The 21,067-nt window shown below is 63.9% G+C and carries 19 protein-coding genes; 7 read left to right on the top strand and 12 right to left on the bottom strand.

Features of this window, described 5'->3' with window-relative positions; genetic code table 11:
• The first annotated feature begins 19 nt into the window (after window positions 1-19).
• From plsB to D6Z43_RS25855, 5 genes are all read left to right on the top strand, one after another.
• Entirely contained in the window at window positions 20-2,518 is a 2,499-nt protein-coding gene (plsB, locus tag D6Z43_RS25875; RefSeq protein ID WP_120654838.1) for a glycerol-3-phosphate 1-O-acyltransferase PlsB, read from the top strand.
• A gap of 180 nt (window positions 2,519-2,698) precedes the next feature.
• On the top strand, window positions 2,699-2,965 hold the full coding sequence (locus tag D6Z43_RS25870) for a hypothetical protein (RefSeq protein ID WP_120654837.1): 267 nt from the start codon (window positions 2,699-2,701) through the stop codon (window positions 2,963-2,965).
• Entirely contained in the window at window positions 2,962-4,122 is a 1,161-nt protein-coding gene (locus D6Z43_RS25865; RefSeq protein WP_120654836.1) for a hypothetical protein, read from the top strand. Before D6Z43_RS25870 ends, D6Z43_RS25865 begins: the two co-directional genes overlap by 4 nt.
• 120 nt (window positions 4,123-4,242) lie before the next feature.
• A complete protein-coding gene (locus D6Z43_RS25860) occupies window positions 4,243-4,641 on the top strand; it encodes a YbaY family lipoprotein (protein WP_120654835.1) in 399 nt (132 codons plus the stop codon).
• Window positions 4,642-4,684: 43 nt separating this feature from the next.
• Window positions 4,685-5,362 (top strand): DUF4197 domain-containing protein, encoded by a 678-nt coding sequence (locus D6Z43_RS25855; RefSeq protein WP_120654834.1) that lies wholly within the window; start codon window positions 4,685-4,687, stop codon window positions 5,360-5,362.
• 318 nt (window positions 5,363-5,680) lie between these two features.
• Here D6Z43_RS25855 and D6Z43_RS25850 read toward each other — a convergent pair whose 3' ends face one another.
• The 3 genes from D6Z43_RS25850 to D6Z43_RS25840 all read right to left on the bottom strand — a co-directional run bounded on the left by D6Z43_RS25850 (window position 5,681) and on the right by D6Z43_RS25840 (window position 11,211).
• The gene (locus tag D6Z43_RS25850) at window positions 5,681-6,832 is read right to left on the bottom strand and encodes an aromatic ring-hydroxylating dioxygenase subunit alpha (protein WP_162945875.1); all 1,152 of its coding nucleotides are present in this window, start codon (window positions 6,830-6,832) and stop codon (window positions 5,681-5,683) included.
• A gap of 152 nt (window positions 6,833-6,984) precedes the next feature.
• Entirely contained in the window at window positions 6,985-10,101 is a 3,117-nt protein-coding gene (locus D6Z43_RS25845) for an efflux RND transporter permease subunit (protein WP_120654832.1), read from the bottom strand.
• A 6-nt stretch (window positions 10,102-10,107) separates the two neighbouring features.
• Window positions 10,108-11,211, bottom strand: a complete 1,104-nt coding sequence (locus D6Z43_RS25840) for an efflux RND transporter periplasmic adaptor subunit (protein ID WP_120654831.1) — start codon at window positions 11,209-11,211, stop codon at window positions 10,108-10,110.
• Between the two features lie 92 nt (window positions 11,212-11,303).
• Between D6Z43_RS25840 and D6Z43_RS25835 the strand changes: the two genes are divergently transcribed.
• Window positions 11,304-11,939: a TetR/AcrR family transcriptional regulator gene (locus D6Z43_RS25835; RefSeq protein ID WP_120654830.1), complete on the top strand. Its 636-nt coding sequence runs from the start codon at window positions 11,304-11,306 to the stop codon at window positions 11,937-11,939.
• Window positions 11,940-11,993: 54 nt separating this feature from the next.
• Here D6Z43_RS25835 and D6Z43_RS25830 read toward each other — a convergent pair whose 3' ends face one another.
• From D6Z43_RS25830 to ppc, 8 genes are all read right to left on the bottom strand, one after another.
• Window positions 11,994-12,767, bottom strand: a complete 774-nt coding sequence (locus D6Z43_RS25830; protein ID WP_120654829.1) for a class I SAM-dependent methyltransferase — start codon at window positions 12,765-12,767, stop codon at window positions 11,994-11,996.
• A 69-nt stretch (window positions 12,768-12,836) separates the two neighbouring features.
• Window positions 12,837-13,505, bottom strand: a complete 669-nt coding sequence (locus tag D6Z43_RS25825) for an extensin family protein (RefSeq protein WP_256661053.1) — start codon at window positions 13,503-13,505, stop codon at window positions 12,837-12,839.
• 28 nt (window positions 13,506-13,533) lie between these two features.
• Window positions 13,534-14,361 (bottom strand): isocitrate lyase/phosphoenolpyruvate mutase family protein, encoded by an 828-nt coding sequence (locus D6Z43_RS25820; protein ID WP_120654828.1) that lies wholly within the window; start codon window positions 14,359-14,361, stop codon window positions 13,534-13,536.
• 105 nt (window positions 14,362-14,466) lie between these two features.
• The gene (locus tag D6Z43_RS25815) at window positions 14,467-15,321 is read right to left on the bottom strand and encodes a DUF72 domain-containing protein (RefSeq protein ID WP_120654827.1); all 855 of its coding nucleotides are present in this window, start codon (window positions 15,319-15,321) and stop codon (window positions 14,467-14,469) included.
• Entirely contained in the window at window positions 15,321-15,665 is a 345-nt protein-coding gene (locus D6Z43_RS25810) for a hypothetical protein (RefSeq protein ID WP_120654826.1), read from the bottom strand. Before D6Z43_RS25810 ends, D6Z43_RS25815 begins: the two co-directional genes overlap by 1 nt.
• Window positions 15,666-15,769: 104 nt before the next feature.
• On the bottom strand, window positions 15,770-16,450 hold the full coding sequence (gene tsaB, locus D6Z43_RS25805) for a tRNA (adenosine(37)-N6)-threonylcarbamoyltransferase complex dimerization subunit type 1 TsaB (RefSeq protein WP_120654825.1): 681 nt from the start codon (window positions 16,448-16,450) through the stop codon (window positions 15,770-15,772).
• Window positions 16,451-16,534: 84 nt separating this feature from the next.
• The gene (gene adk / locus D6Z43_RS25800; protein WP_120654824.1) at window positions 16,535-17,182 is read right to left on the bottom strand and encodes an adenylate kinase; all 648 of its coding nucleotides are present in this window, start codon (window positions 17,180-17,182) and stop codon (window positions 16,535-16,537) included.
• Between the two features lie 162 nt (window positions 17,183-17,344).
• Window positions 17,345-19,981, bottom strand: coding sequence for a phosphoenolpyruvate carboxylase (ppc, locus tag D6Z43_RS25795; protein ID WP_120654823.1), 2,637 nt, complete (start codon window positions 19,979-19,981; stop codon window positions 17,345-17,347).
• 203 nt (window positions 19,982-20,184) lie between these two features.
• Between ppc and D6Z43_RS25790 the strand changes: the two genes are divergently transcribed.
• Complete coding sequence (locus D6Z43_RS25790) at window positions 20,185-20,529, top strand: pilin assembly protein (RefSeq protein WP_120654822.1); 345 nt, start codon at window positions 20,185-20,187, stop codon at window positions 20,527-20,529.
• 16 nt (window positions 20,530-20,545) lie between these two features.
• Here the strand turns inward: D6Z43_RS25790 and cadR are convergent, their stop codons facing one another.
• A complete protein-coding gene (gene cadR, locus D6Z43_RS25785; protein WP_028627406.1) occupies window positions 20,546-21,013 on the bottom strand; it encodes a Cd(II)/Pb(II)-responsive transcriptional regulator in 468 nt (155 codons plus the stop codon).
• Window positions 21,014-21,067 lie beyond the last annotated feature (54 nt).

The following is a 21,067-nucleotide window of genomic DNA, read 5'->3' as shown; positions in this document are numbered from 1 at the left end:
TTCACAGCATTACCCCGCCATGACCCGCTCCCCCTTCCGCCGCCTTGCCTTTGGTGCCCTGCGCCGCCTGCTCTACCTGTGGGTACGTTCGGAAACCATCAACCAATCGGCCTTCACCCTGAAGCTCGACCGCAGCAAGCCGGTGTTCTACGTCCTGCAACAACCGTCGGCCAGCGATCTGGCGGTGGTGGATCGGGAATGCACCAAGGCCGGCCTGCCGCGCCCGGTACTGCCTGTGGGGGTGGGCGACCTGATGGAGCCGGCAGCGTTCTTCTACCTGTCGCCAGAGCCTGGCTGGCTCGGCGGCCAGGACAAACGCGCCGCCTCCCCTACGCTGGTGCGGGTACTGGGCGCGATCGAGCGACAGGCTGTGGAAGACGCGCAGATCATCCCGGTGACGGTGTTCTGGGGCCAGTCGCCCGACCGTGAAACCAGCCCTTGGAAACTGCTGTTCGCCGATAGCTGGGCGGTGACCGGTCGCCTGCGCAAGCTGGTCAGCATCCTCATTCTCGGGCGCAAGACCCGCGTGCAGTTCTCCGCACCGATCCACCTGCGCGAGCTGGTGGAGCAGGACAAGGGCCCGGAGCGCACGCTGCGCATGGTCAACCGCATCCTGCGGGTGCACTTCCGCAACCAGAAGACCGCTGTCATCGGTCCCGACCTTTCCCACCGCCGCAATCTGGTCAAGGGCCTGGTGCGCGGCCCGCTTGTGCGCCAGGCCATCGCCGAAGAGGCTGAGCGCGAGAAGATCAGCCTGGCCATTGCCGAAGCCCAGGCGCTCAAGTACGGCAACGAGATCGCTTCGGACTTCGCCTATACCGCCATCCGCTTCCTTGAAGTGGTGCTGTCCTGGTTCTGGAACAAGCTGTACGAGGGCATCAAGGTCAACCACATCGAGCAGGTGCAGGAGATCGTGCATGGTCACGAAGTCATCTATGTGCCCTGCCACCGCAGCCATATCGACTACCTGCTGCTGTCCTACCTGCTGTTCCGCAATGGCCTGACGCCACCGCACATCGCCGCCGGCATCAACCTCAACATGCCGGTCATCGGCGGCCTGCTGCGCCGTGGCGGCGCATTCTTCATGCGTCGTACGTTCAAGGGCAACCCGCTGTACACCGCAGTATTCAACGAGTACCTGCACACCCTCTTCAGCCGCGGTTTCCCGGTGGAGTACTTCGTCGAGGGCGGGCGCTCGCGCACCGGGCGCATGCTGCATCCGAAAACCGGCATGCTCGCCATCACCCTGCGCAGCTTCCTGCGCTCCTCGCGCCTGCCCATCGTTTTCGTGCCGGTCTACATCGGCTACGAGCGCGTACTGGAAGGCCGTACCTACCTGGGCGAACTGCGCGGCGCGAGCAAGAAGAAGGAATCCATCTTCGACATCTTCAAGGTCATCAGCGCCCTCAAGCTGCGTTTCGGCTCTGTGGCGGTGAATTTTGGCGAGCCGATCAAGCTGGCTGAATTCCTCGACCAGCAGCAACCGGACTGGCGTGCTCAGGAACTGGGCCCGCAGTTCCGCCCGGCATGGCTCAACGACACCACCAACCAGCTCGCCGTGCGCATCGCCCGCCACCTCAACGACGCGGCGGCGATCAATCCAGTCAACCTGGTGGCCCTGGCGTTGCTTTCCACTAGCCGCCTGGCTCTGGATGAGCGTGCCCTCACCCGTGTGCTCGACCTTTACCTGGCGCTGCTTCGAGCCGTTCCCTATTCACCCCATGCGACTTTGCCGGAAGGCGACGGCCAGGCGCTGATCCAGTACGTGCAGAGCATGAACCTGCTGGCCGAGCAGAAAGACGCGTTGGGCAAGATCCTCTATCTGGACGAGCAGAACGCCGTCCTCATGACCTACTACCGCAACAACGTCCTCCACGTTTTCGCTTTGCCGGCATTGCTCGCGTGCTTCTTCCAGAGCAGTGCGCGCATGAGCCGCGAGCAGATCCTGCGCTATACCCGCGCGCTCTATCCCTATCTGCAAGCCGAACTGTTCATCCGCTGGGACGCGGGCGAACTGGAAAGCGTGGTGGACCAATGGCTGGCCGCCTTCGTCGAGCAGGACCTGCTCAAGGTGGAAGGCGACATCTACGTGCGTCCGGCACCAAGCTCGCGGCAATTCGTCCTGCTGACCCTGCTGGCCCGCGCCATAGTCCAGACCTTGCAGCGTTTCTACATGGCCATCGCCCTGCTGCTGAACGCCGGGCAGAACCAGTTGAGCGCCGAAGAACTGGAAGACCTCTGCACCGTAATGGCCCAGCGCCTGTCGATTCTCCATGGCCTGAACGCCCCGGAGTTCTTCGACAAGAGTCTGTTCCGCAACTTCATCCAGACCCTGCTGGACCAGCGCGTGCTACGCCGGGACGAGGCCGGCAAGCTGGGTTACCACGAGTTGCTCGGCGAACTGGCCGAGGGTGCCGCCAAGCGTGTGCTACCCGCGGAGATTCGACTGTCCATCCGCCAGGTGGCATTCGATCGCCAGGCCGAGCCGGAGCCGGAAGTCCCGGCAGAAGCCGGCTGACCACGTATCTGCCAGGCCTCCGGGCCTGGCATGCTCCTGCAATTCTCGCTTTAGACCGTTCCTACAAGACATCCAGACAGCTTCCGGCAGGCGTGGCCGGGGCCACTTCGTACCATTCGGCGCTGCGCCGCCTCGGTCAATCGAGCGCGCTACCAGCCCTGAACACGGAAGGCCCGCCCCATGATGCTTAGAACCATCACTGTCGAGGACGGCACTGGAGAGGTGGTCAACGCTGCCGTCCTTTGCAGCTTCGCCATTCCCCTGATCGACAGAAACATCCTCGTCTATACCCTCAACGAAGAAGGCAATCACGGCACCGCCAAGGTGTACGTGACGAGTGCAGTTCCCCAGGAGAACGGATTCCGCCTGGCCAATCTGGAGTCCGAACAGGAGTGGCAGTACACCCTGGAGGTGCTCAGACAGATCACCAAGGGGAATCAATCGTGAGCAAGACCGACAAAATTCAGTTCCACTTCGTCCATTTCGACGGCGAGATTACTGGCGAAGACCGGCAACCTCCGACAACCCGTGAACACCGCAGCCTCGCCATCAACCGCTCCTCGATAGACAAGCTTATTGCCACTCGCCAGAGCGCCAACACCGGCGATACGCTGCCATCCACCCGCCCACCGCTGGCAGATCAGGGCACCGAGGAAGTCGCACCTCCCCAATCCTTCGACAGCCGCTTCCTGAGTGTGGATTTCAGCCTGCCACCATCAGCCGAAGCCGTGATTGCAGCGGAGCCACTGCCCGAATCCGAGGAAAGACGCGCAGAGTCGCAGGAAGCACAAGTTGTCGATCAGGACGCCAACCAGGAAGCGATGGTGCCGCTGGCTATTTCCCAACCGGAGCCGGAGTCCTGGGATAAACCTGGCACCGAAGCAGAGGGGAATATCGAGGCCGAAGACCTGCGGAGCTTCAGAGTCGAACTCGCGACACAAGTCCCGTGCGAGCAACCCGATGCAGCAACGTCGGAGCAGCCGGAGGTTGGACCAATACCCCAATCCACGGTGTCGGTGTCCGTTGGCGGCGAGGCCGACAATCTCCTGGGCGATGTGCAGAACACACTCGACTCCCTCGCGGATATGGCAAAGGGTCTCACCCAGCAGAAGCTGGACGCACTGAAGCATCAGGAGAGCCTGGAGCAACGCAAGGCCCAACTGCAGGACAAGGAACGCCTCCTCGCCGACAAGGAAGAGCAATTGCGCCTGCTTGAAGTGCGCCTGACTCGCGAAGTCGGCAATCTGGAGCGCAGCGCCGAAGACAATGCACGGGCCCTGGCCGAGCGCAGTGCCGCTCTCAAATCCCTGGCCGAGAACGTGGAGGCGCGGGACCGCAGCACTGCCAGGCTCGCCGAAACCCTGCGCCACGAAAAGCAGCGCAATGACGAGTTGACCGAAGCCCTGCAGCGCCGCAGCGATGCCCTGGACGAACGCGAAGCCGCGCTCGGTCGAAAGGAGGACGAACTGGCCGAGAACCTCAAACAGCTGATCGCCGCCAAGGATCGTTTCCGGGCACTGGTCAAGTCTTTCAACGAAACCGTGCAGTTCAACGACACCCTCAACGCCATCTCCAATACCGCGCTGGACGACAGCGCGCACTGACCCTACATCGCCCCCGATCGGGGGCGATTTCTTTTCGGGCGCCTTGACCCGACGCCATGGTTCAACGCACTTCGACTTCTATAGTGGGTGCTATCGACACCACATGGTCCCGAGGTCCCAATGAAATCACTGCCCCTGATCATCGCCAGCGGCCTGCTCGCCGCCTGTGCTGGCCAGCCCGCCGACCAGAAGAGCCATCTGGCAGGTGAAGTCTTTTACCTGCAACGCATCGCGCTGCCTCCCGCCGCCACCCTCAGTGTCAGCCTGCAGGACGTATCCATGGCCGATGCCCCTGCGGTGGAACTGGCTCGCCAGCAGGGGCCGGTCCAGGGCCAGATACCCCTCGCGTTCCGCCTCGACTACGACTCTGCCAAGATCCAGCCCAACCACCACTACGCAGTGAGTGCGCGAATCGAACTGGACGGCAGGCTGATGTTCATCAGCACCGAGCAGCACTCGGTTAAACTCGACGGCTCCGACCCGCAACCACTGCGCATCAAGGTCGATCCGGTCCGCTGATCATCGAGACGGACCGCCCCCAAATAGCCACAAGGATGCAGCCATGATCCGCTTCGCCACCCTCTGCGCAGGCCTCGCCCTGTCCGCCAGCGCCTTTGCCCTGTCCATTGCCGATCTCAGCCAGTCGGATGCCAGCGGGGGCCTGAAGGATGCATTGACCCAAGGTGCCAAGGTCGCCGTCCAGCAACTTGGCAAGCCGGGCGGCTTCGCCAACAACCCGGACGTCCGCATCGAACTACCGGGCAACCTCGGCAAGGCCGCCAAGACCATGAAGATGATGGGCATGGGCGCCCAGGTGGAACAGCTTGAAGACACCATGAACAAGGCCGCCGAGGCCGCGGTGCCGCAAGCCCAGTCGTTGCTGGTGGACGCGGTGAAGAAGATGACCGTGCAGGACGCCAAGGGCATCCTCAGCGGCCCGGACGACGCCGCCACCCAGTACCTGAACAAGTCCAGCCGCGACCAGCTCCGCGCCAAGTTCCTGCCCATCGTCAAGCAGGCCACCGACAAGGTGGGGCTCGCCCAGCAATACAACAGCTTCGCCGGCCAGGCCGCGAGCTTCGGCGTGGTGGATGCCAAGAGTGCCAATATCGAAAGCTACGTGACCGAAGAAGCCCTGGACGGCCTGTTCAAGATGATCGCCGAGCAGGAAGCCAGCATCCGCCAGAACCCGGCGGGCGCAGCCACCAGCCTGGCGAAGAAGGTGTTCGGGGCGCTTTGAGCGTTCTCCGTCGCGAAGAGCCCGGCTTGATGCCGGGCTTTTTTGTGAGTGACCGGACAGATACGGGCAATGCGGTTCGTGCCGGATGAGCATTCCGGTGTGAGGGCTTGGGAACTTGTTGTTCAGCTCCTTACCGAGTTGGTTCGGGCTTTCGTTTCGCCTTGCCGGGCGACTCTCTTTTCCAATCGCCGGATGGCCAGCTCCGTGAAAAGGAAGCAAAAAACTTGCTCCTACATCCGGCTCCAGCCGCGCCGGAACCCCCGTCCCCCCCTAGGTTGCCAAATTTCAGGCCAGCGCTGTCCGGCGATGCGGAACCAATCATAAAACCTCCACCCGCTCCTCCGCCAACGCCTCATCCAGCCCCTGATGGAACCATCTCAGCGCCTGTTCGAACCGGCCATGCCAGAGCCGGTCGCTCGCGCCGGCCTGGATTCCCGCCTGCACTCGTGCGGCCATGGCGAAGTCTTCCTCCAATGCCGAATAGAGAATGGCGTTGTTCTTCTCGAAATAGCGCTGTGCCTTTTCCGTTGCCGGAGTCTCCGGCAGCAGGGTATGGCCCAGCACGCGGGTCGCGAGGGGACCGTCGGGGAATACGGTGGAAAAGTCGATGTGGTCCGGCTCCACCAGCACCAGCGTGTTGGGCCAGAGGAAGTACAACAGGTTGCCATGGCGCCGCAGGTCCCAATCCCGCTCGGGCTGGTCGAGGATCTCCCGCAGGTTCCGCTTCACGTAGTAGTTGCGGATATGCCGGCCGAAACGCTCGAACAGTCCCAGGTTGGGCCAGAACAGGTGATCGATGGTGGCCTGGTGGGCGCGGGAGACGTGGTAGTTCTCGAGGAAGGTGTCGATGGTCAGTTTCCAGTTCACCGGCCGGCGAATGTCCTGGGGGTCGAAGAGCACGTGCCCTTCCAAGGCAAAACTGTCGAAATCGGCCAGGATCTGTTCGCCGAAGAAGGCATCCATGTCCAGCGCAGGCCCCGGTGAGTGCCGGGCCCAAATGGCGCCAAAGCGCTCGGCCACCGGGACTTCGGTGAGATTCAGGCAGGTACGGTCGATGCCCTCGAAGCCGTAGCCATGGGGGATACCCCGCAGCTGGCCATCGGGGTTGTAGGACCAGGCGTGATAAGGACAGACGAAGACGCGGTTGCGCCCGGCCACATCGCCCACCAGCTGGGTACCTCGGTGCTTGCAGACATTGAGGAAGGCCCGCAACCTGCCCTGTTCGTCGCGGGTCAGCAGCAGCGGCGCCAACAGATCACGGGTAATGAAGTGGCCCGCGGGAATCTCCCCGGAGCGAGCCACCAGCAACGGCTCGCGCCGAAGGACCTCGTCTCGCTCGCGGCGGTAGCGTTGCTCGTCCAGGTACAGGTCCACGGGTAGTGATGAGGGCGTCTCGACGCATTCGGAGACGCCCCGTTCCACCAGGGCCAGGGTCCGTTTGAGCAAGTCCACCTGGGTCGCGTGCTGCATGGGCACCTCGTCTTGTTGTGATGGGCGGAGACAGGCCCCGCCAGTCTCTGTCCACAGGCGATCAACGCCAAGAGCTCGGGAAGAAGTGGCCTGATGATTGGCAGGATCGACCGGGACGCCCATGAAAAAGGCCCCCGGAGGGGCCTTTGTCGTCAATGGCTGGGCTGGGTGTCTGGCACCGGTACCGCCCGGACCTGTTCCGCTTCAGCCGGTTTGACCCGGAACCAGGCCGCGTAGAGAGCAGGCAGGAACAGTAGCGTCAGGGCCGTGGCAACGATCAGGCCACCCATGATGGCAACGGCCATCGGCCCGAAGAATACGCTGCGCGACAACGGGATCATCGCCAGCACCGCCGCCAGTGCGGTGAGCACGATGGGCCGGAAGCGCCGCACCGTGGCTTCGATGATGGCGTGCCAGCGATCCAGTCCGAGGGCGATGTCCTGCTCGATCTGGTCAACCAGGATCACCGAGTTGCGCATGATCATCCCCGCCAGAGCGATAGTGCCGAGCATGGCGACGAAGCCGAACGGCTGGCGGAACACCAACAGGAACAGGGTCACACCGATCAGCCCCAGAGGCGCGGTTAGGAACACCATGGCCGAGCGCGAGAAGCTCTTCAGCTGCAACATCAGCAGCGTCAGCACGACCACGATGAACAGCGGCATGCCAGCATTCACTGACTTCTGCCCGCGAGCGGAGTCTTCCACCGTGCCGCCCACTTCCAGCAGGTAACCGTCCGGCAGCTCTGCGCGGATCGGATCCAGCGTTGGCGAGATATCCTTGACCAGCCCCGCCGGCAGCGACTTGTCGTAGATATCGGCACGCACGGTAACGGTCGGCAGGCGATTGCGGTGCCAGATGATGCCTTCCTCGAAACCGTATTCCAGGGTGGCAATCTGCGACAACGGCACGCTGTGGCCGCTGTCGGTGGGCACCGCCAGGCTCGGCAACAGGGCCAGCTCCTGGCGCTCGCGCACCGTGCCGCGCAGGAGTATCTCGATCAGCTCGTTGTCCTCGCGGTACTGGCTCACCGGCGCGCCGGTCAGTGAACTCTGCAGGAAGCGCGATAGATCGGCGGTACTCACACCCATGGCACGCGCGCGGTCCTGTTCGATATTCAGGCGCACCACCTTGCTGGGCTCTTCCCAGTCCAGATGCACGTTGACGACATGGGGGTTCTCACGAACCTTGTCGGCAACCTTGCGGGCCAGGGCACGGACTTCGTCGATGTGCTCACCGGAAACGCGGAACTGCACCGGGTAACCCACCGGCGGGCCGTTCTCCAGACGCGAGATACGGCTGCGCAGAGTGGGGAACTCGTCGTTCAACACCTGGATCAACCAACTGCGAATTTCTTCGCGCGATTCGATGGATTTGGCCAGCACGACGAACTGGGCGAAGCTCGCCGCCGGCAATTGTTGATCCAGCGGCAGATAGAAGCGTGGCGAACCGGTGCCGACATAGGCCACATAGTTGTCCACACCCGGATGCTCGCGGAGCAGTTGCTCCAGGCGCTTCACCTCGACCTCGGTATTGGCCAGGGACGAACCCTCGCCCAGCTTGAGGTCGACCATCAGCTCCAGGCGTCCGGAGGATGGGAAGAACTGCTGGGGCACGAAACGGAACAGGGCAATGGAAGCGACGAACGCCGCCAGGGTCAGCAGGATCACCGTCTTGCGCCGCCGCACGCACCACTCCACCACGCGACGGACGCGCTGGTAGAAGGGCGTGCCGTATGGGTCGTGGCCCTTGTCGCTGCCGCCGTGCTTCTTCGCATGCAGCTTGGCAAGGTCCGGCAGCAGTCGGTCGCCCAGGTAGGGCACGAACATCACCGCGGCGATCCAGGACACCACCAGGGCGATGGTCACCACCTGGAAGATCGAGCGGGTGTATTCGCCCGTACCCGACTGCGCGGTGGCGATGGGCAGGAAGCCGGCGGCGGTGATCAGAGTGCCGGTGAGCATGGGGAATGCGGTGCTGCTCCAGGCATAGCTCGCCGCCTTCAGGCGGTCGTAGCCCTGCTCCATCTTGATGGCCATCATCTCCACCGCAATGATCGCGTCGTCCACCAACAGGCCAAGCGCGAGCACCAGGGCGCCAAGGGAAATCTTGTGCAGGCCGATGCCGAGGTAGTACATCGTGGCGAAGGTCATTGCCAACACCAGCGGAATGGACAGCGCCACCACCAGGCCCGTACGCAGGCCCAGGGAGAAGAAGCTCACCAGCAACACGATGATCAGCGCTTCGGTGAGCACGCGGACGAACTCCCCTACTCCGGTCTTCACCGCTGCCGGCTGGTCCGACACCTTGCGCAGCTGCATGCCGGCCGGCAGATTCTGCTGCAGGCGGGCGAACTCGGTTTCCAGCGCCTGGCCGAGCACCAGGATGTCGCCTCCGGCCTTCATGGACACAGCCAGACCAATGGCGTCCTCGCCCATGAAGCGCATGCGCGGTGCCGGCGGGTCATTGAAGCCACGGCGAACTTCTGCGACATCGCCGATGCGGAAGGTGCGGTCGCCCACGCGGATAGGGAAATCGCGGATTTCCTTCACCGAATCGAAGCGGCCGGAAACCCTCAGCTGCACACGGTCGCTTGGGGTTTCGAAGAAGCCGGCTGCCGCCACCGCGTTCTGCTCTTCCAGGGCTTGCTGCACGGCAGCGAGCGGAAGTCCCAGGGTTGCCAGTTTCACGTTGGACAGTTCGATCCAGATCTTCTCGTCCTGCAGGCCGAGCAGCTCCACCTTGCCCACATCCTTGACTCGCTGCAGCTGCAGCTGGATGCGGTCGGCATAGTCCTTGAGCACTGCGTAGTCGAAGCCTTCGCCGGTCAGCGCATAGATATTGCCGAAGGTGGTACCGAACTCGTCGTTGAAGAACGGCCCCTGGATTCCCGGCGGCAAAGTGTGGCGAATGTCGCTGATCTTCTTGCGGACCTGGTACCAGAGCTCGGGAATCTCATTGGAATGCATGGAATCGCGAGCGATGAAGGTCACCTGCGACTCGCCAGGGCGGGAGAAGGAGATGATCTTGTCGTACTCGCCGGTCTCCATCAGCTTCTTCTCGATGCGTTCGGTGACCTGGCGGGACACTTCCTCGGCGCTGGCGCCCGGCCAGTTCGTACGCACCACCATGGCCTTGAAGGTGAAGGGCGGATCTTCGCTCTGCCCCAGCTTGGTGTAGGAAATGGCCCCAACGATGCCCAGCAGCAGCATGATGTAGAGGACGATCTGGCGATTCTGCAGCGCCCAGGCGGATAGGTTGAAGTTCACGACGCCTTACTCCTTGGCCAGCATCTTCACCGAACGATTCGCACGGTCCACCGGCCGCACCTGCTGGCCTTCGCGCAGCACCTGCACGCCAGCGGCCACCACCCAGTCATCAGGCTGGAGGCCTTCGAGCACCGGCACGCGATCCTCACCATAGGGGCCGACGCGCACTTGGCGGCGCTTCAGCGTGGAGTCTTTCGGGTCGACGATCCAGACGTAAGGCTGGCCGGCCTCGGCGGTTAGCGCCGAGAGCGGTACGGAGAGCGGCACAGAGCCATTGCTGCGGATGAACACGCGGGCGCTTTGTCCCAGTTCGGCGGGTGCCTTGCCATCGTTGAAGGCGACCCGCGCGGCGAACGTGCGCGACTGTGAATCTGCTGCTGGCGCCAGTTCACGGATTCGCGCCGGGAATCGCTGGTCGGGAAGCGACCAGAGTTCCACCGCCACATCCTGACCCACCTTGAAGCGATCGATTGCATGTTCCGGCAGGCTGATCACCACTTCGCGCTCACCATCGGCAGCCAGGGTGAAGACGGTCTGCCCGGCGGCCACCACCTGTCCTACTTCAGCTCGTCGGCTGGCGATCACACCGTCCTGGGACGCGCGCAGAACGGTATAGGCAGCCTGGTTGCTGGCGACGTTATGTTCGGCCTTGATCTGCTTCACCCGCGCCTCGCCGGCCCGGTACTGGTTCTCCACGTTGTCGTACTGAGAACGGCTGATCATCTGGCGGTCCAGCAAGGTGCGGTAGCGATCCCGCTCGGCCCGCACCAGCTTGAGGTTCGCGTCAGCCGCGGCCACCTGAGCCCGGCTGGCTTCCAGTTGAAGACGCACGTCCTCCGGGTCCAGCTCGGCCAGGGCCTGATCCTTCTTCACCCGCTGGCCCACTTCCACCAGGCGCTTGGCGATCTTGCCGCCGATACGGAAGGCCAGATCCGGCTCGTAACGCGAGCGCACCTCGCCCGGGAAGGTATCCACCGCATCGGCAGCAGGCTCGGGTTGCACCACCATGGCCGGTCGCACCACCTGTTGCACGGGCTCCCCATTACCGCAGGCCGTGATCAAAAGGGAGAGGGAAATGGGCAAAGCGAGGGGCAAGGCATGGCGAAACATGATGAATGACCTTTCGCGAAGAGCAGCTGGAATATTTATACTGCTGGGTATAGTAAAAATAGCAAACTCACCAGTCCAGTATTTATAAAGAAATGTCAGACAATTCATTTCCGACTAGCGGCCCAGGCCGCCCGAAAGATCCCGCGAAGAGAAAGGCAATTCTCGAAGCCGCGAAGAATCTTTTCCTACAGAACGGCTACGACGGCAGCAGCATGGACGCCATCGCCGCCGAGGCCGGCGTGTCCAAGCTGACCGTGTACAGCCACTTCACCGACAAGGAGACGCTGTTCTCTGCCGCGGTTAAGGCGAAATGCGAGGAGCAGCTGCCGGAGCTGCTGTTCGAGCTGCCGGCGGACGCCAGCATCGAGCATGTGCTGCTGAACATCGGCCGCAGCTTCCACCAGCTGATCAACAGCCGGGAATCCCTGGAGCTGCACCGGGTGATGGTGGCCATGGCCAACCAGGATCAGAAGCTGTCGCGCATGTTCTACGAGGCGGGACCGCTGCAGATCCTGCAGGAAATGACCGGGCTGCTGGAGCACGCCAACCAGGCCGGCAAGCTACGCATTGACCACCCGCAGAACGCTGCCGAGCATTTCTTCTGCCTGATCAAGGGCGGGCACAACTTCCGCATGCTGATTGGCTGCGCGACAGCCCTGGAAGGGGAAGAAGCCGAAGAGCATGTAAAGGAAGTGGTCGAGCTGTTCATCAGGGCGTATGCGCCCTGATTTCCGGGGTGCGGTGGTCCAGCGTGATGCTTGCGCTGGAGCCAACGCTGTAGCTCAGGCCCCGAGCTTCTTCTTCGGATAGATGTCGTAGCGGCTGGACTTGCCTTCCAGCGCATAACCCGGCTTTGCGCCTTCGATGATCGGCGCCTTGCGCGGGCGCTTCACCACGACCCGGTGACTGGCCAGGGCCAGGGCGGCCTCCAGCAGGGCCGGCGCGTCCTGGTCGTCCCCGACCAGGGGACGGAACAGGCGCATTTCCTTCTTCACCAGGGCGCTCTTGTCGCGGTGCGGAAACATCGGGTCAAGGTAGATGACCTGGGGGGCCTCACCCTGCCAATTGCGCATCAGCTCGATGGCATTGCCATGCAGCAGGCGCATGCGTGCAGCGATGGCCGACGTTTCCAGGTCATGACCGGCGCGAGCCAGGCCATCTTCCAGCAAGGCGGCGATCAGCGGCTGACGCTCGATCAGGGTCATGTCGCAACCCAGCGTCGCCAGGACGAAGGCATCGCGACCAAGCCCGGCCGTGGCATCCAGCACCGTTGGGCGCACGCCCGGCTGCACGCCGACAGCCTTGGCAATCATCTGCCCGCTGCCACCACCGAACTTGCGCCGGTGAGCAGCGGCGCCCTCGACGAAATCCACCCGCACCGGCCCAGGTGAGTCCGGCCCGAGCTGTAGCAGTTGCAGACCCTCGCCGCCCAGTTGCAGGGCGAACTCCGCCTCACCTTCGCGCGTCAGGCCCAGGCGCGCAGCCCAAACATCCAGCGCTTCGGTAAAAGCCGGCTCGAGGGCCTCGGCCCTCACCCTGACAGAATTTTCACTCATGGACGCAATCGCCTGACCGGTAAAAACCCGCGCATTCTGCCAGACCGGTGACGCAGTTTCGCGCCCGTCTCAGCGACACATGCGGAATCGCCCCATGTCCAGATGGAAGTGGTCGCGATGAGCCGCGTTGTAATCCGGGCCGAGGGTCACTTTGAAGTGTTTACAGGCTGCTTCCCGCACCTCACGAAGGAATCGGGCATTGTCTCCCTCCCCAGCCCAATCCCTGGCCACCGAAATATGGCGACCGTCGGCCAGTCGGAAGCCAGCGATATCCAGCGCGTTGGCCGACGCATGCTGGCTCCGACGCTGGCTGCTTTCGATGTTGCGGCAGGCGAAGCTTCCCAGGTGGTCGATGCGCGTCACTCGCTGGCCGAATACCTGCTGAGCAGCGGGCTGCAGGCCATGGCGCTCGAATAGGGCGAAGGCTACCGCAAGTTCGCACGTGGCGATGAAGCTGCTGCTGAAGGTCAGATCGGATGCGCTGATACGCACGCTATTGGAGAGAGGACAACCGGCGATCGGGGCACTATCGGGCAATGCCGCATACCGCAGTGGAGAACTGGCCAGGGCCTGTCGGCAAAGTTCGGGATGGCCCTGCATGCGAGAGACCTTGAAGCGGGTCATCAGGTTGGGCGCTTCCCGCACATCCAGCGGCGCCCAGGGATTCCAGCGCGGCGGCAACTCCAGACGCCACCCCTGCCCCACAGGCGGCGCCAGCAGAACAGTCAGCGCCGCGATACCGAGCAGGATTCGACGCAAGTCAGGCTCAGGGCTTGAACAGGTCGTTCAGGCGGTCGAAGGGCATCGCATGGGACATGGATGCCAAGTCGCCCCGGCGCAGTGCTTCGGCAGCCTGGTAGAAGGCACCAAGAGCCACGCGCGCCAGGTTCGAACCAACGCTGACGCGCTTGACCCCAAGCTCGGCCAGTTCATCCAGGCTCAGCTTGAAACTGGCCGATCCCACCAGCACATTCACTGGCCGCGGTGCCACGGCAAGCACCGCCTCGTGAATCTGTTCTCGAGTGCTCAGGCCAGGCGCATAGAGCACGTCGGCACCGGCTTCAGCATAAGCCACCAAGCGGCGCAGGGTATCGTCCAGGTCAGGACGGCCATGAAGGTAATTCTCCGCCCGGGCCGCCAGGGTGAACGGAAAACCAAGGCCGCGAGCGGCCACAACTGCGGCACGGATACGTTCCACGGCCAGGTCCATGGGGTAGATGGGGGCTTCCGGACGCCCACTGGCGTCTTCGATGGAACCGCCAACCAATCCAACGGAAGCGGCGGCACGAATAGTCGCCGCACAGTCCTCGGGATGATCGCCGTAACCATTCTCCAGGTCCGCCGCCACCGGCAACGATGTGGCTTCCACGATTTCGCGAGCATTGGCCAGGGCCTCGTCGCGGCTGACATTGCCTTCGGCATCCCTTCGGCCCAAGGCGAACGCCAGGCCGGCACTGGTAGTGGCCAGTGCATGGAACCCCAGGTGGGCGAGCATCCTCGCCGAGCCGGCGTCCCAGGGATTGGGCAGAACGAGAACGCCAGGGCCTCGATGCAGACTGGCGAAGGCTTCACCGCGTTGGGCTTGTGTGGACATGGCAGGCTCCGCAATCCATGGGGAAGAGTTCGATAGCCTAGCCCAAGGCGAAGCAGGTCATTTCGTGATCCCGCGAACTGTGGATGCGCGCACCCCCGCTAACTCTCAGAGCAGGCCCAGTTGTTGCGCAGGCGGCTCCGGAATCACCAGCTCCGGCAATTCAGGCAAGCGCTCGCACAGGCTGGCATGAAAGCGCAGGGCCTGGGCCGCGGCCAGATGGTTATCCGGGGTGTGCAGAAAGACGTTCGGCGTAAGGCCTTGCTCGATCCAGTCGGCGACCTTGTTCAGCCAGGGCTCGAGGAATGGCTGGTTGGCGTCCAGGTCCGGCCCACCGATGAAGCGCACCTGCGGACTGCCACTGAAGGCCGTGGGCCGCACCGGCACACGTGGCTTCTTCGACTGAGCATGAAGCACCGCCGGGTCCTGAGAACGAACGCTGAACAACGCCCGTGAATCCAGGCAGATTCGCTCCACGCCACGCTCATGCAGCAGGCGGTTGAGCAGCCGCTCATCGCCCCCCTTGTCGAAGAAGGCCGGGCTTCGCACTTCCACCGCGATGGGCTGATGCTGGAACTCGTCCAGCCAGCAAGCCAGTTCGCCCAGGCGGCTCGGGCCGAAGGCCGCCGGCAGCTGCAGCCAGAGCGGCGCCAGGCGTTGGCCAAGGGGAGCCAGGAGCTTGAGGAAGTCCGACGTGGCGGCGAACTGGTCACGCAGATCGCCTTCGTGGCTGATATCGCGGGGCACCTTTGCACAGAATCGAAACCGCTCCGGCATCGTATTCGCCCAACGCTGCAAGGTGTCAGCGGAGGGACGGGCATAGAAGGTGGTATTGCCTTCCACCGCGTTGAACACCTGAACGTAGTGGCCAAGGGTATCGGCAGGACGCAGGTCGGCGGGATAGAAGCTACCGCGCCAGGCCGGCTCGTTCCAGGACGGGCAGCCCAGATGGTAAGGCAGCATCAGGCGTAGAGATCGAGACCGAGGACTTCGGGGGCGTCGTACTCGGCGGTCATGCGGGCGGTGGTGCTGTAGCTGGCAATGGCCTGGGCGGCGCGGTTGCTCATGTTGCGCTGCTGCTGGATCAGATCCTGCGGACGCACCGGCAGGCTGTCGCCGGAGCCATTGCTGGCCTGCACGCGGCGGGGCTGGGGAGCCTGTTCGTAACCCTGGGTCGAGGACGGGGTGCCCGGCTGCTCGCGGCGAGCTTCTTCTTCACGCTGGATCTCGCGAAAAGGCGTGACCGCGCTGCCCTGGCGGGGGCTGCGTTCCAGCGGAAAGGAAGAGGTGAAGCCGTCGATGCGCATCGATTACTGCTCGGCAGTGCTGGCGTTTCGAAATGATTGCGGGTGGACTCTAGCCGCCCGGCCACGGCTTGGCAATCCGCGGCGCAGGGCTCATTGACGCAATTCTACTGCGGCGCCTTGGGCGTGGCGACGTTGTCGCGCAGGTAGACCGGCTGAGCCTGATCGGCGGGCACAGCCTCGCCTCGCGCCCAGGCGAAACGGGCCAGGCTCAGCAGGTCTTCGGCGTGGGGCAGCAGGTTCGGCGACTGACCACTGATCGCAACCGGAATCCGCGCGGCGAAAGTACCCCAGCCAGTACCGGCACCGTACCAGTCACCGCTGGCATCACGCGGCAGCAGCGCTTGCTCGGGCGGCAATACGGCTTCCAACCCAGCCAGGCGCATTTCACCGGCGTCCAGGCGGTAGCAGCCCCAGTAGACCTCATCCATCCGAGCGTCGATGGCGGCGGCCACCTGATCGACACCCTGCTCGCGGTGGGCGCGCTGGGCCAGCACGGCCAGGTCCGACACCGGCAGCACCGGACGATCCAGGGCAAAGGCCAACCCCTGGACGACACCAATGGCGATACGCACACCGGTGAAAGCCCCGGGGCCACGACCGAAGGCGATGGCATCCAGCGCCGACAGCGGCACGCCGGCCTCGCCCAGCAGGGCCTGGATCATCGGCAGCAGGCGCTGGGCGTGCAGACGCGGGATCACCTCGTAGTGGCTAAGCACCTTGCCGTCATGCAGCAGGGCGACGGAGCAGGCTTCGGTGGCGGTATCCAGGGCCAGCAGAGTGGTCATCGATCAGTCCAGACGCAGAAAAAGGCGCGCATTATAAACGCCAACGGCCCGCAAGCGGGCCGTTGGTCAGATACGGGCAGCGTCTCAGCTGAGCGCGGCCAGCACCTTGGAGGTGATCTCTTCCACCGAGCCTACGCCGGCAATGGCGCTGTACTTCGGGGTGCCTTCAGCAGCAGAGAGCTTCTGGTAGAAATCCACCAGCGGTTTGGTCTGCGAGTGGTACACGGCGAGACGCTTGCGCACGGTCTCTTCCTTGTCGTCCTCGCGCTGGATCAGATCTTCACCGGTTTCGTCGTCCTTGCCGGCAACCTTCGGCGGGTTGTGCTCGGTGTGGTAGACGCGGCCGGAAGCCGGGTGTACGCGACGGCCAGCGATACGGCCGACGATTTCCTCGTCGTCCACGGCGATCTCGACCACGTGATCGATGCTCACGCCGGCTTGCTTCATGGCTTCAGCCTGAGGAATGGTGCGCGGGAAGCCATCGAAGAGGAAGCCGTTGTCGCAGTCGGGCTGGGCGATGCGTTCCTTGACCAGGTTGATGATCAGGTCGTCGGAAACCAGGCCACCGGCATCCATCACGCTCTTGGCCTGCAGGCCGAGCTCGGTACCGGCCTTGACGGCTGCGCGCAGCATGTCGCCGGTGGAAATTTGCGGAATGCCGAACTTCTTGGTGATGAAACCGGCTTGAGTACCTTTGCCGGCACCAGGGGCCCCCAGCAGAATCACGCGCATCGATGTGCTCCTCAAAGATTTTGTTTTCAGATCGGTCGGATTTGCCTCATGGGGCCAATCTCAGAATAGGGTTTCGGCGTCGCTGTCGGGCCAAAAAGGACGTTCAAGATACACAGCGCCCCTATAGCGCACAAGACGCCGGAAGTAGGGGCTAAAACGGCCTCAACCAGTGTTGCGAAGCCCCGCCGCGATACCCGCCACGCTCACCAGAAGGGCCTGTTCCAGAGGGCCCTCGACATGCTCTTCACAGCGTCTGGAACGGGCCAGGAGCTCCGTCTGAAGCAGGTGCAAGGGGTCAAGGTAGGTATTGCGCACACTGATGGCTTCACGGGTCTCCGGGTTATGCGCCAGAAGCTCGGACTGGCCGGTCAGAGCCAGTACCGAAGTACCCGCCTGCGACAATAGGTCGCGCAACTGCGCACCTAGTGATTTCAGCTCTTCAGGCACCAGCCGCTCGTCGTAAAGCGCGGCGATATTGGCATCGGCCTTGGCCAGGACCATCTCAAGCATGTCGATGCGCGTGGCGAAGAACGGCCAACGCTCGCGCATTCGCGCCAGTAACTGGGTTTCGCCACGTTGCTGGGCGTTGGCCAGGGCCGCTTCCCAGCCTAGCCAGGCCGGTAGCATCAGGCGGGTCTGGGTCCAGGCGAAGATCCACGGAATCGCCCGCAGGCTTTCCACCCCACCGGCGCGGCGCTTGGCGGGTCGACTGCCCAGAGGCAGGCGGCCCAGTTCCTGCTCGGGCGTGGCCTGGCGGAAATACTCCACGAACTGCGGATGCTCGCGCACCACGGCGCGGTATGCGGTCACACCGTCCGCAGCCAGGCGGTCCATGGCTGCGCGCCAGGCGGTCTCTGGCTCCGGCGGCGGCAGCAGGGTCGCCTCCAGGACAGCCGCCACGTAGGTATTGAGGTTTTGCTCGGCGATACCCGGTAAACCGAACTTGAAGCGGATCATCTCGCCCTGCTCCGTGGTGCGGAATCGCCCAGCCACCGACCCCGGTGGTTGCGACAGAATGGCCGCGTGCGCCGGACCGCCGCCGCGCCCCACGGTGCCACCGCGGCCGTGGAACAACAGCAACTCCACTTGATGCTCGCGGCAAACGTCCACCAGGCGTTCCTGGGCACGATATTGAGCCCAGGCGGCGGCGACGGTGCCGGCGTCCTTGGCCGAGTCGGAGTAGCCGATCATCACTTCCTGCGGACCGTGCAACCGGGCACGATAGCCAGGCAGGCTCAGCAGACGGTCGATGGCGTGACCCGCGTTGTCGAGGTCGGCCAGGGTTTCGAAAAGTGGCACCACACGAATAGCTCGTTGCAACCCGGCTTCCTTGAGCAGCAACTGCACGGCCAGCACGTCGGACGGCGCCCCGGCCATGGAGATAACGTAGGAGCCGAGGGAGGCTGCCGGAGCGTTGGCCACCACGCGGCAGGTGGCGAGCACTTCGGCGGTATCGGCAGAGGGCCGGTAGTTCGCAGGCAGCAGAGGACGGCGGTTGTCCAGCTCGCGCTGGAGGAAGACCAGGCGGGCCTCTTCATCCCATTTGTCATAGTTGCCGAGGCCAAGGTAATCGGTGATCTCACCGAGGGCGGCAGCGTGACGGCTGGCGTCCTGGCGGACATCCAGGCGCACCAGGAACAGACCGAACGTGGCCGCACGGCGCAGGCAGTCGAGCAGCGCGCCATCGGCGATCACGCCCATACCGCAGGCGTGTAGCGAGTGATAGCAGAGCTCCAGGGGTTCCAGCAATTGAGCATTCTCGCTGAGCACCTCGGCACCGGGTGCGATTTCGCGCTCCAGCGCCGCTTCAGCCCAGGCACGGGTGGCGCGCAGGCGGTCGCGCAGTTGCTTGAGCACTGCACGGTATGGCTCGGGATGAACACCCACCCGCACCCGCAACTCATCGCTGGCTTGCTGCATGGACAGCTCGGCGGCGAGGTGATCGACATCGCGCAGATAGAGGTCGGCCGCCATCCAGCGCGCCAACAGCAGCACCTGGCGACTAATGGCGGCGGTGACGTTGGGATTGCCGTCGCGGTCGCCCCCCATCCATGAAGCGAAACGCACCGGCGCGGCGGTCAATGGCAGGCGCAGCCCGGTGGCGGCGTGCAGCGTCTGATCGACATGCCGCAGCACGTTGGGCAGGGCGTGCCAGAGGGAGTGTTCGATCACCGCGAAGCCCCATTTCGCCTCATCCACCGGACTCGGCCGACTGCGGCGGATTTCCTCGGTGTGCCAGGCTTCGGCGATCAGCCGCAGCAGGCGCAGGCGCGTCTGTTCGCGCTCGGCTTCGTTAAGGTCCGCATGGTCCAGGGCCGCCAGCTGCGCGGCCATGGCGTCGTATTTCTGGATCAGGGTGCGCCGCGCGACTTCCGTGGGATGGGCGGTCAGCACCAGTTCGATGTCCAGGCGTCCGAGCTGCCGGGCCAGCTGCTCCGGTCCATGACCGGCATGGATCAGGCGCTGCAGCAGGTCACCGAGGACCGAGTCTTCGAAGGGTTGCGGTTCGTCCGGGCCGCGCCGACGGATGCGGTGGTACTGCTCGGCGATGTTCGCCAGGTTGAGGAACTGGTTGAAGGCACGAGCCACCGGTAGCAGCTCGCCGTCGCTGAGGCTGTCGAGGGTCTCGATGAGCTGGCGTTCTCCCTGAGCCGACCCTTTACGCGCGGCCTTGGCGCCCTTGCGAATGCGCTCGATCTTATCGAGGAAGGCATCTCCCAGCTGGGCGCGAATGGTGTCGCCGAGCAACTCGCCGAGCAGGTGGACGTCCTCGCGCAAGCGCGCGTCTATTTCGGCCATTGCCTCCCCCTCCTTAGCTGGATTCGACCTCCAGATTGCCGATAGCGCCATGCAGATACAAGGGCGCGACGAACGGCGTATCCCCAGGCGCCTGCGAGCTAGTCTGAACAATAGCCGCCATCACGAATGACGACTCCCGGGTGGCAGGGACCGCCCGGAGTTCAAAGCCACCCACAACCACGTGGGAAGAGGATGAGGTGTCTATGAAAATCCGAGAACTAGTCCGCCATTGGGAGCAGAACGCCAAGGGTCGCCTGACCCGCAGCGAGTACAGCATTCACCTGGACCTGGAGTCCGCCGCGCGACTGGCCGCCCTGGCCGAGATGTACCCCAAGCGCAGTGTCGAGGAGCTGATTGGAGAACTGGTCGGTTCCGCACTGGAGGAACTGGAGGCCAGCTTCCCCTACGTCAAGGGCAGCCAGGTGGTCGCCACCGATGAACAGGGCGACCCGCTGTACGAGGATATCGGGCCGACGCCCCGTTTCCTGGCCCTTTCACGCCGCTACCTGCGGCAATTGAGTGATCAGCGCGACAACACGAACCACTAGACCGTTGCACGCCAAGTCAGCCCCGCCGATGCACGCCCGGTACGTGCAGGTGGCCGGCGTGCGCGCATTCCTCGCTGGTCACCGGCGGCGGCCCCGGTTGCTCCAGTTCGCGGAGAATGCCGCAGGCCTCGCTTGCGCCCTCCCCGCTGCAGCGCGCGCGCAGGTCATGGAGCTGGTCGCGCAGTGACTGCAGCTCCGCGATGCGCACCTCCACATGGTGCAGGTGCTCCTCGATTAGCCGGTTGGCGGTGCCGCAATCGGCCTCGGGACGGTCGCGCAAGGCCAGCAGGGCGCGGATTTCCTCCTGGGTCATGTCCAGCGAACGACAGTGGCGGATGAACGACAGCCGCTCGACGTGGACCGTGTCGTACTGCCGGTAGTTGCCCGCGCTGCGCGAGGGCGCCGGTAACAGGCCTTCGCGCTCGTAGTAGCGGATGGTTTCCACAGGGCACCCGGTGAGGGTGGCAAGTTCGCCGATCTTCATGCGGCACCTCCGCTTGACTCTGTAGTTGCTACAGGGTGTGCAATGCCACTCGAA

Source organism: Pseudomonas sp. DY-1, assembly GCF_003626975.1.
Classification (GTDB): domain Bacteria; phylum Pseudomonadota; class Gammaproteobacteria; order Pseudomonadales; family Pseudomonadaceae; genus Metapseudomonas.
Note: the sequence above shows the minus strand (reverse complement) of the source record. Positions and strands in the feature narration are given on the sequence as shown.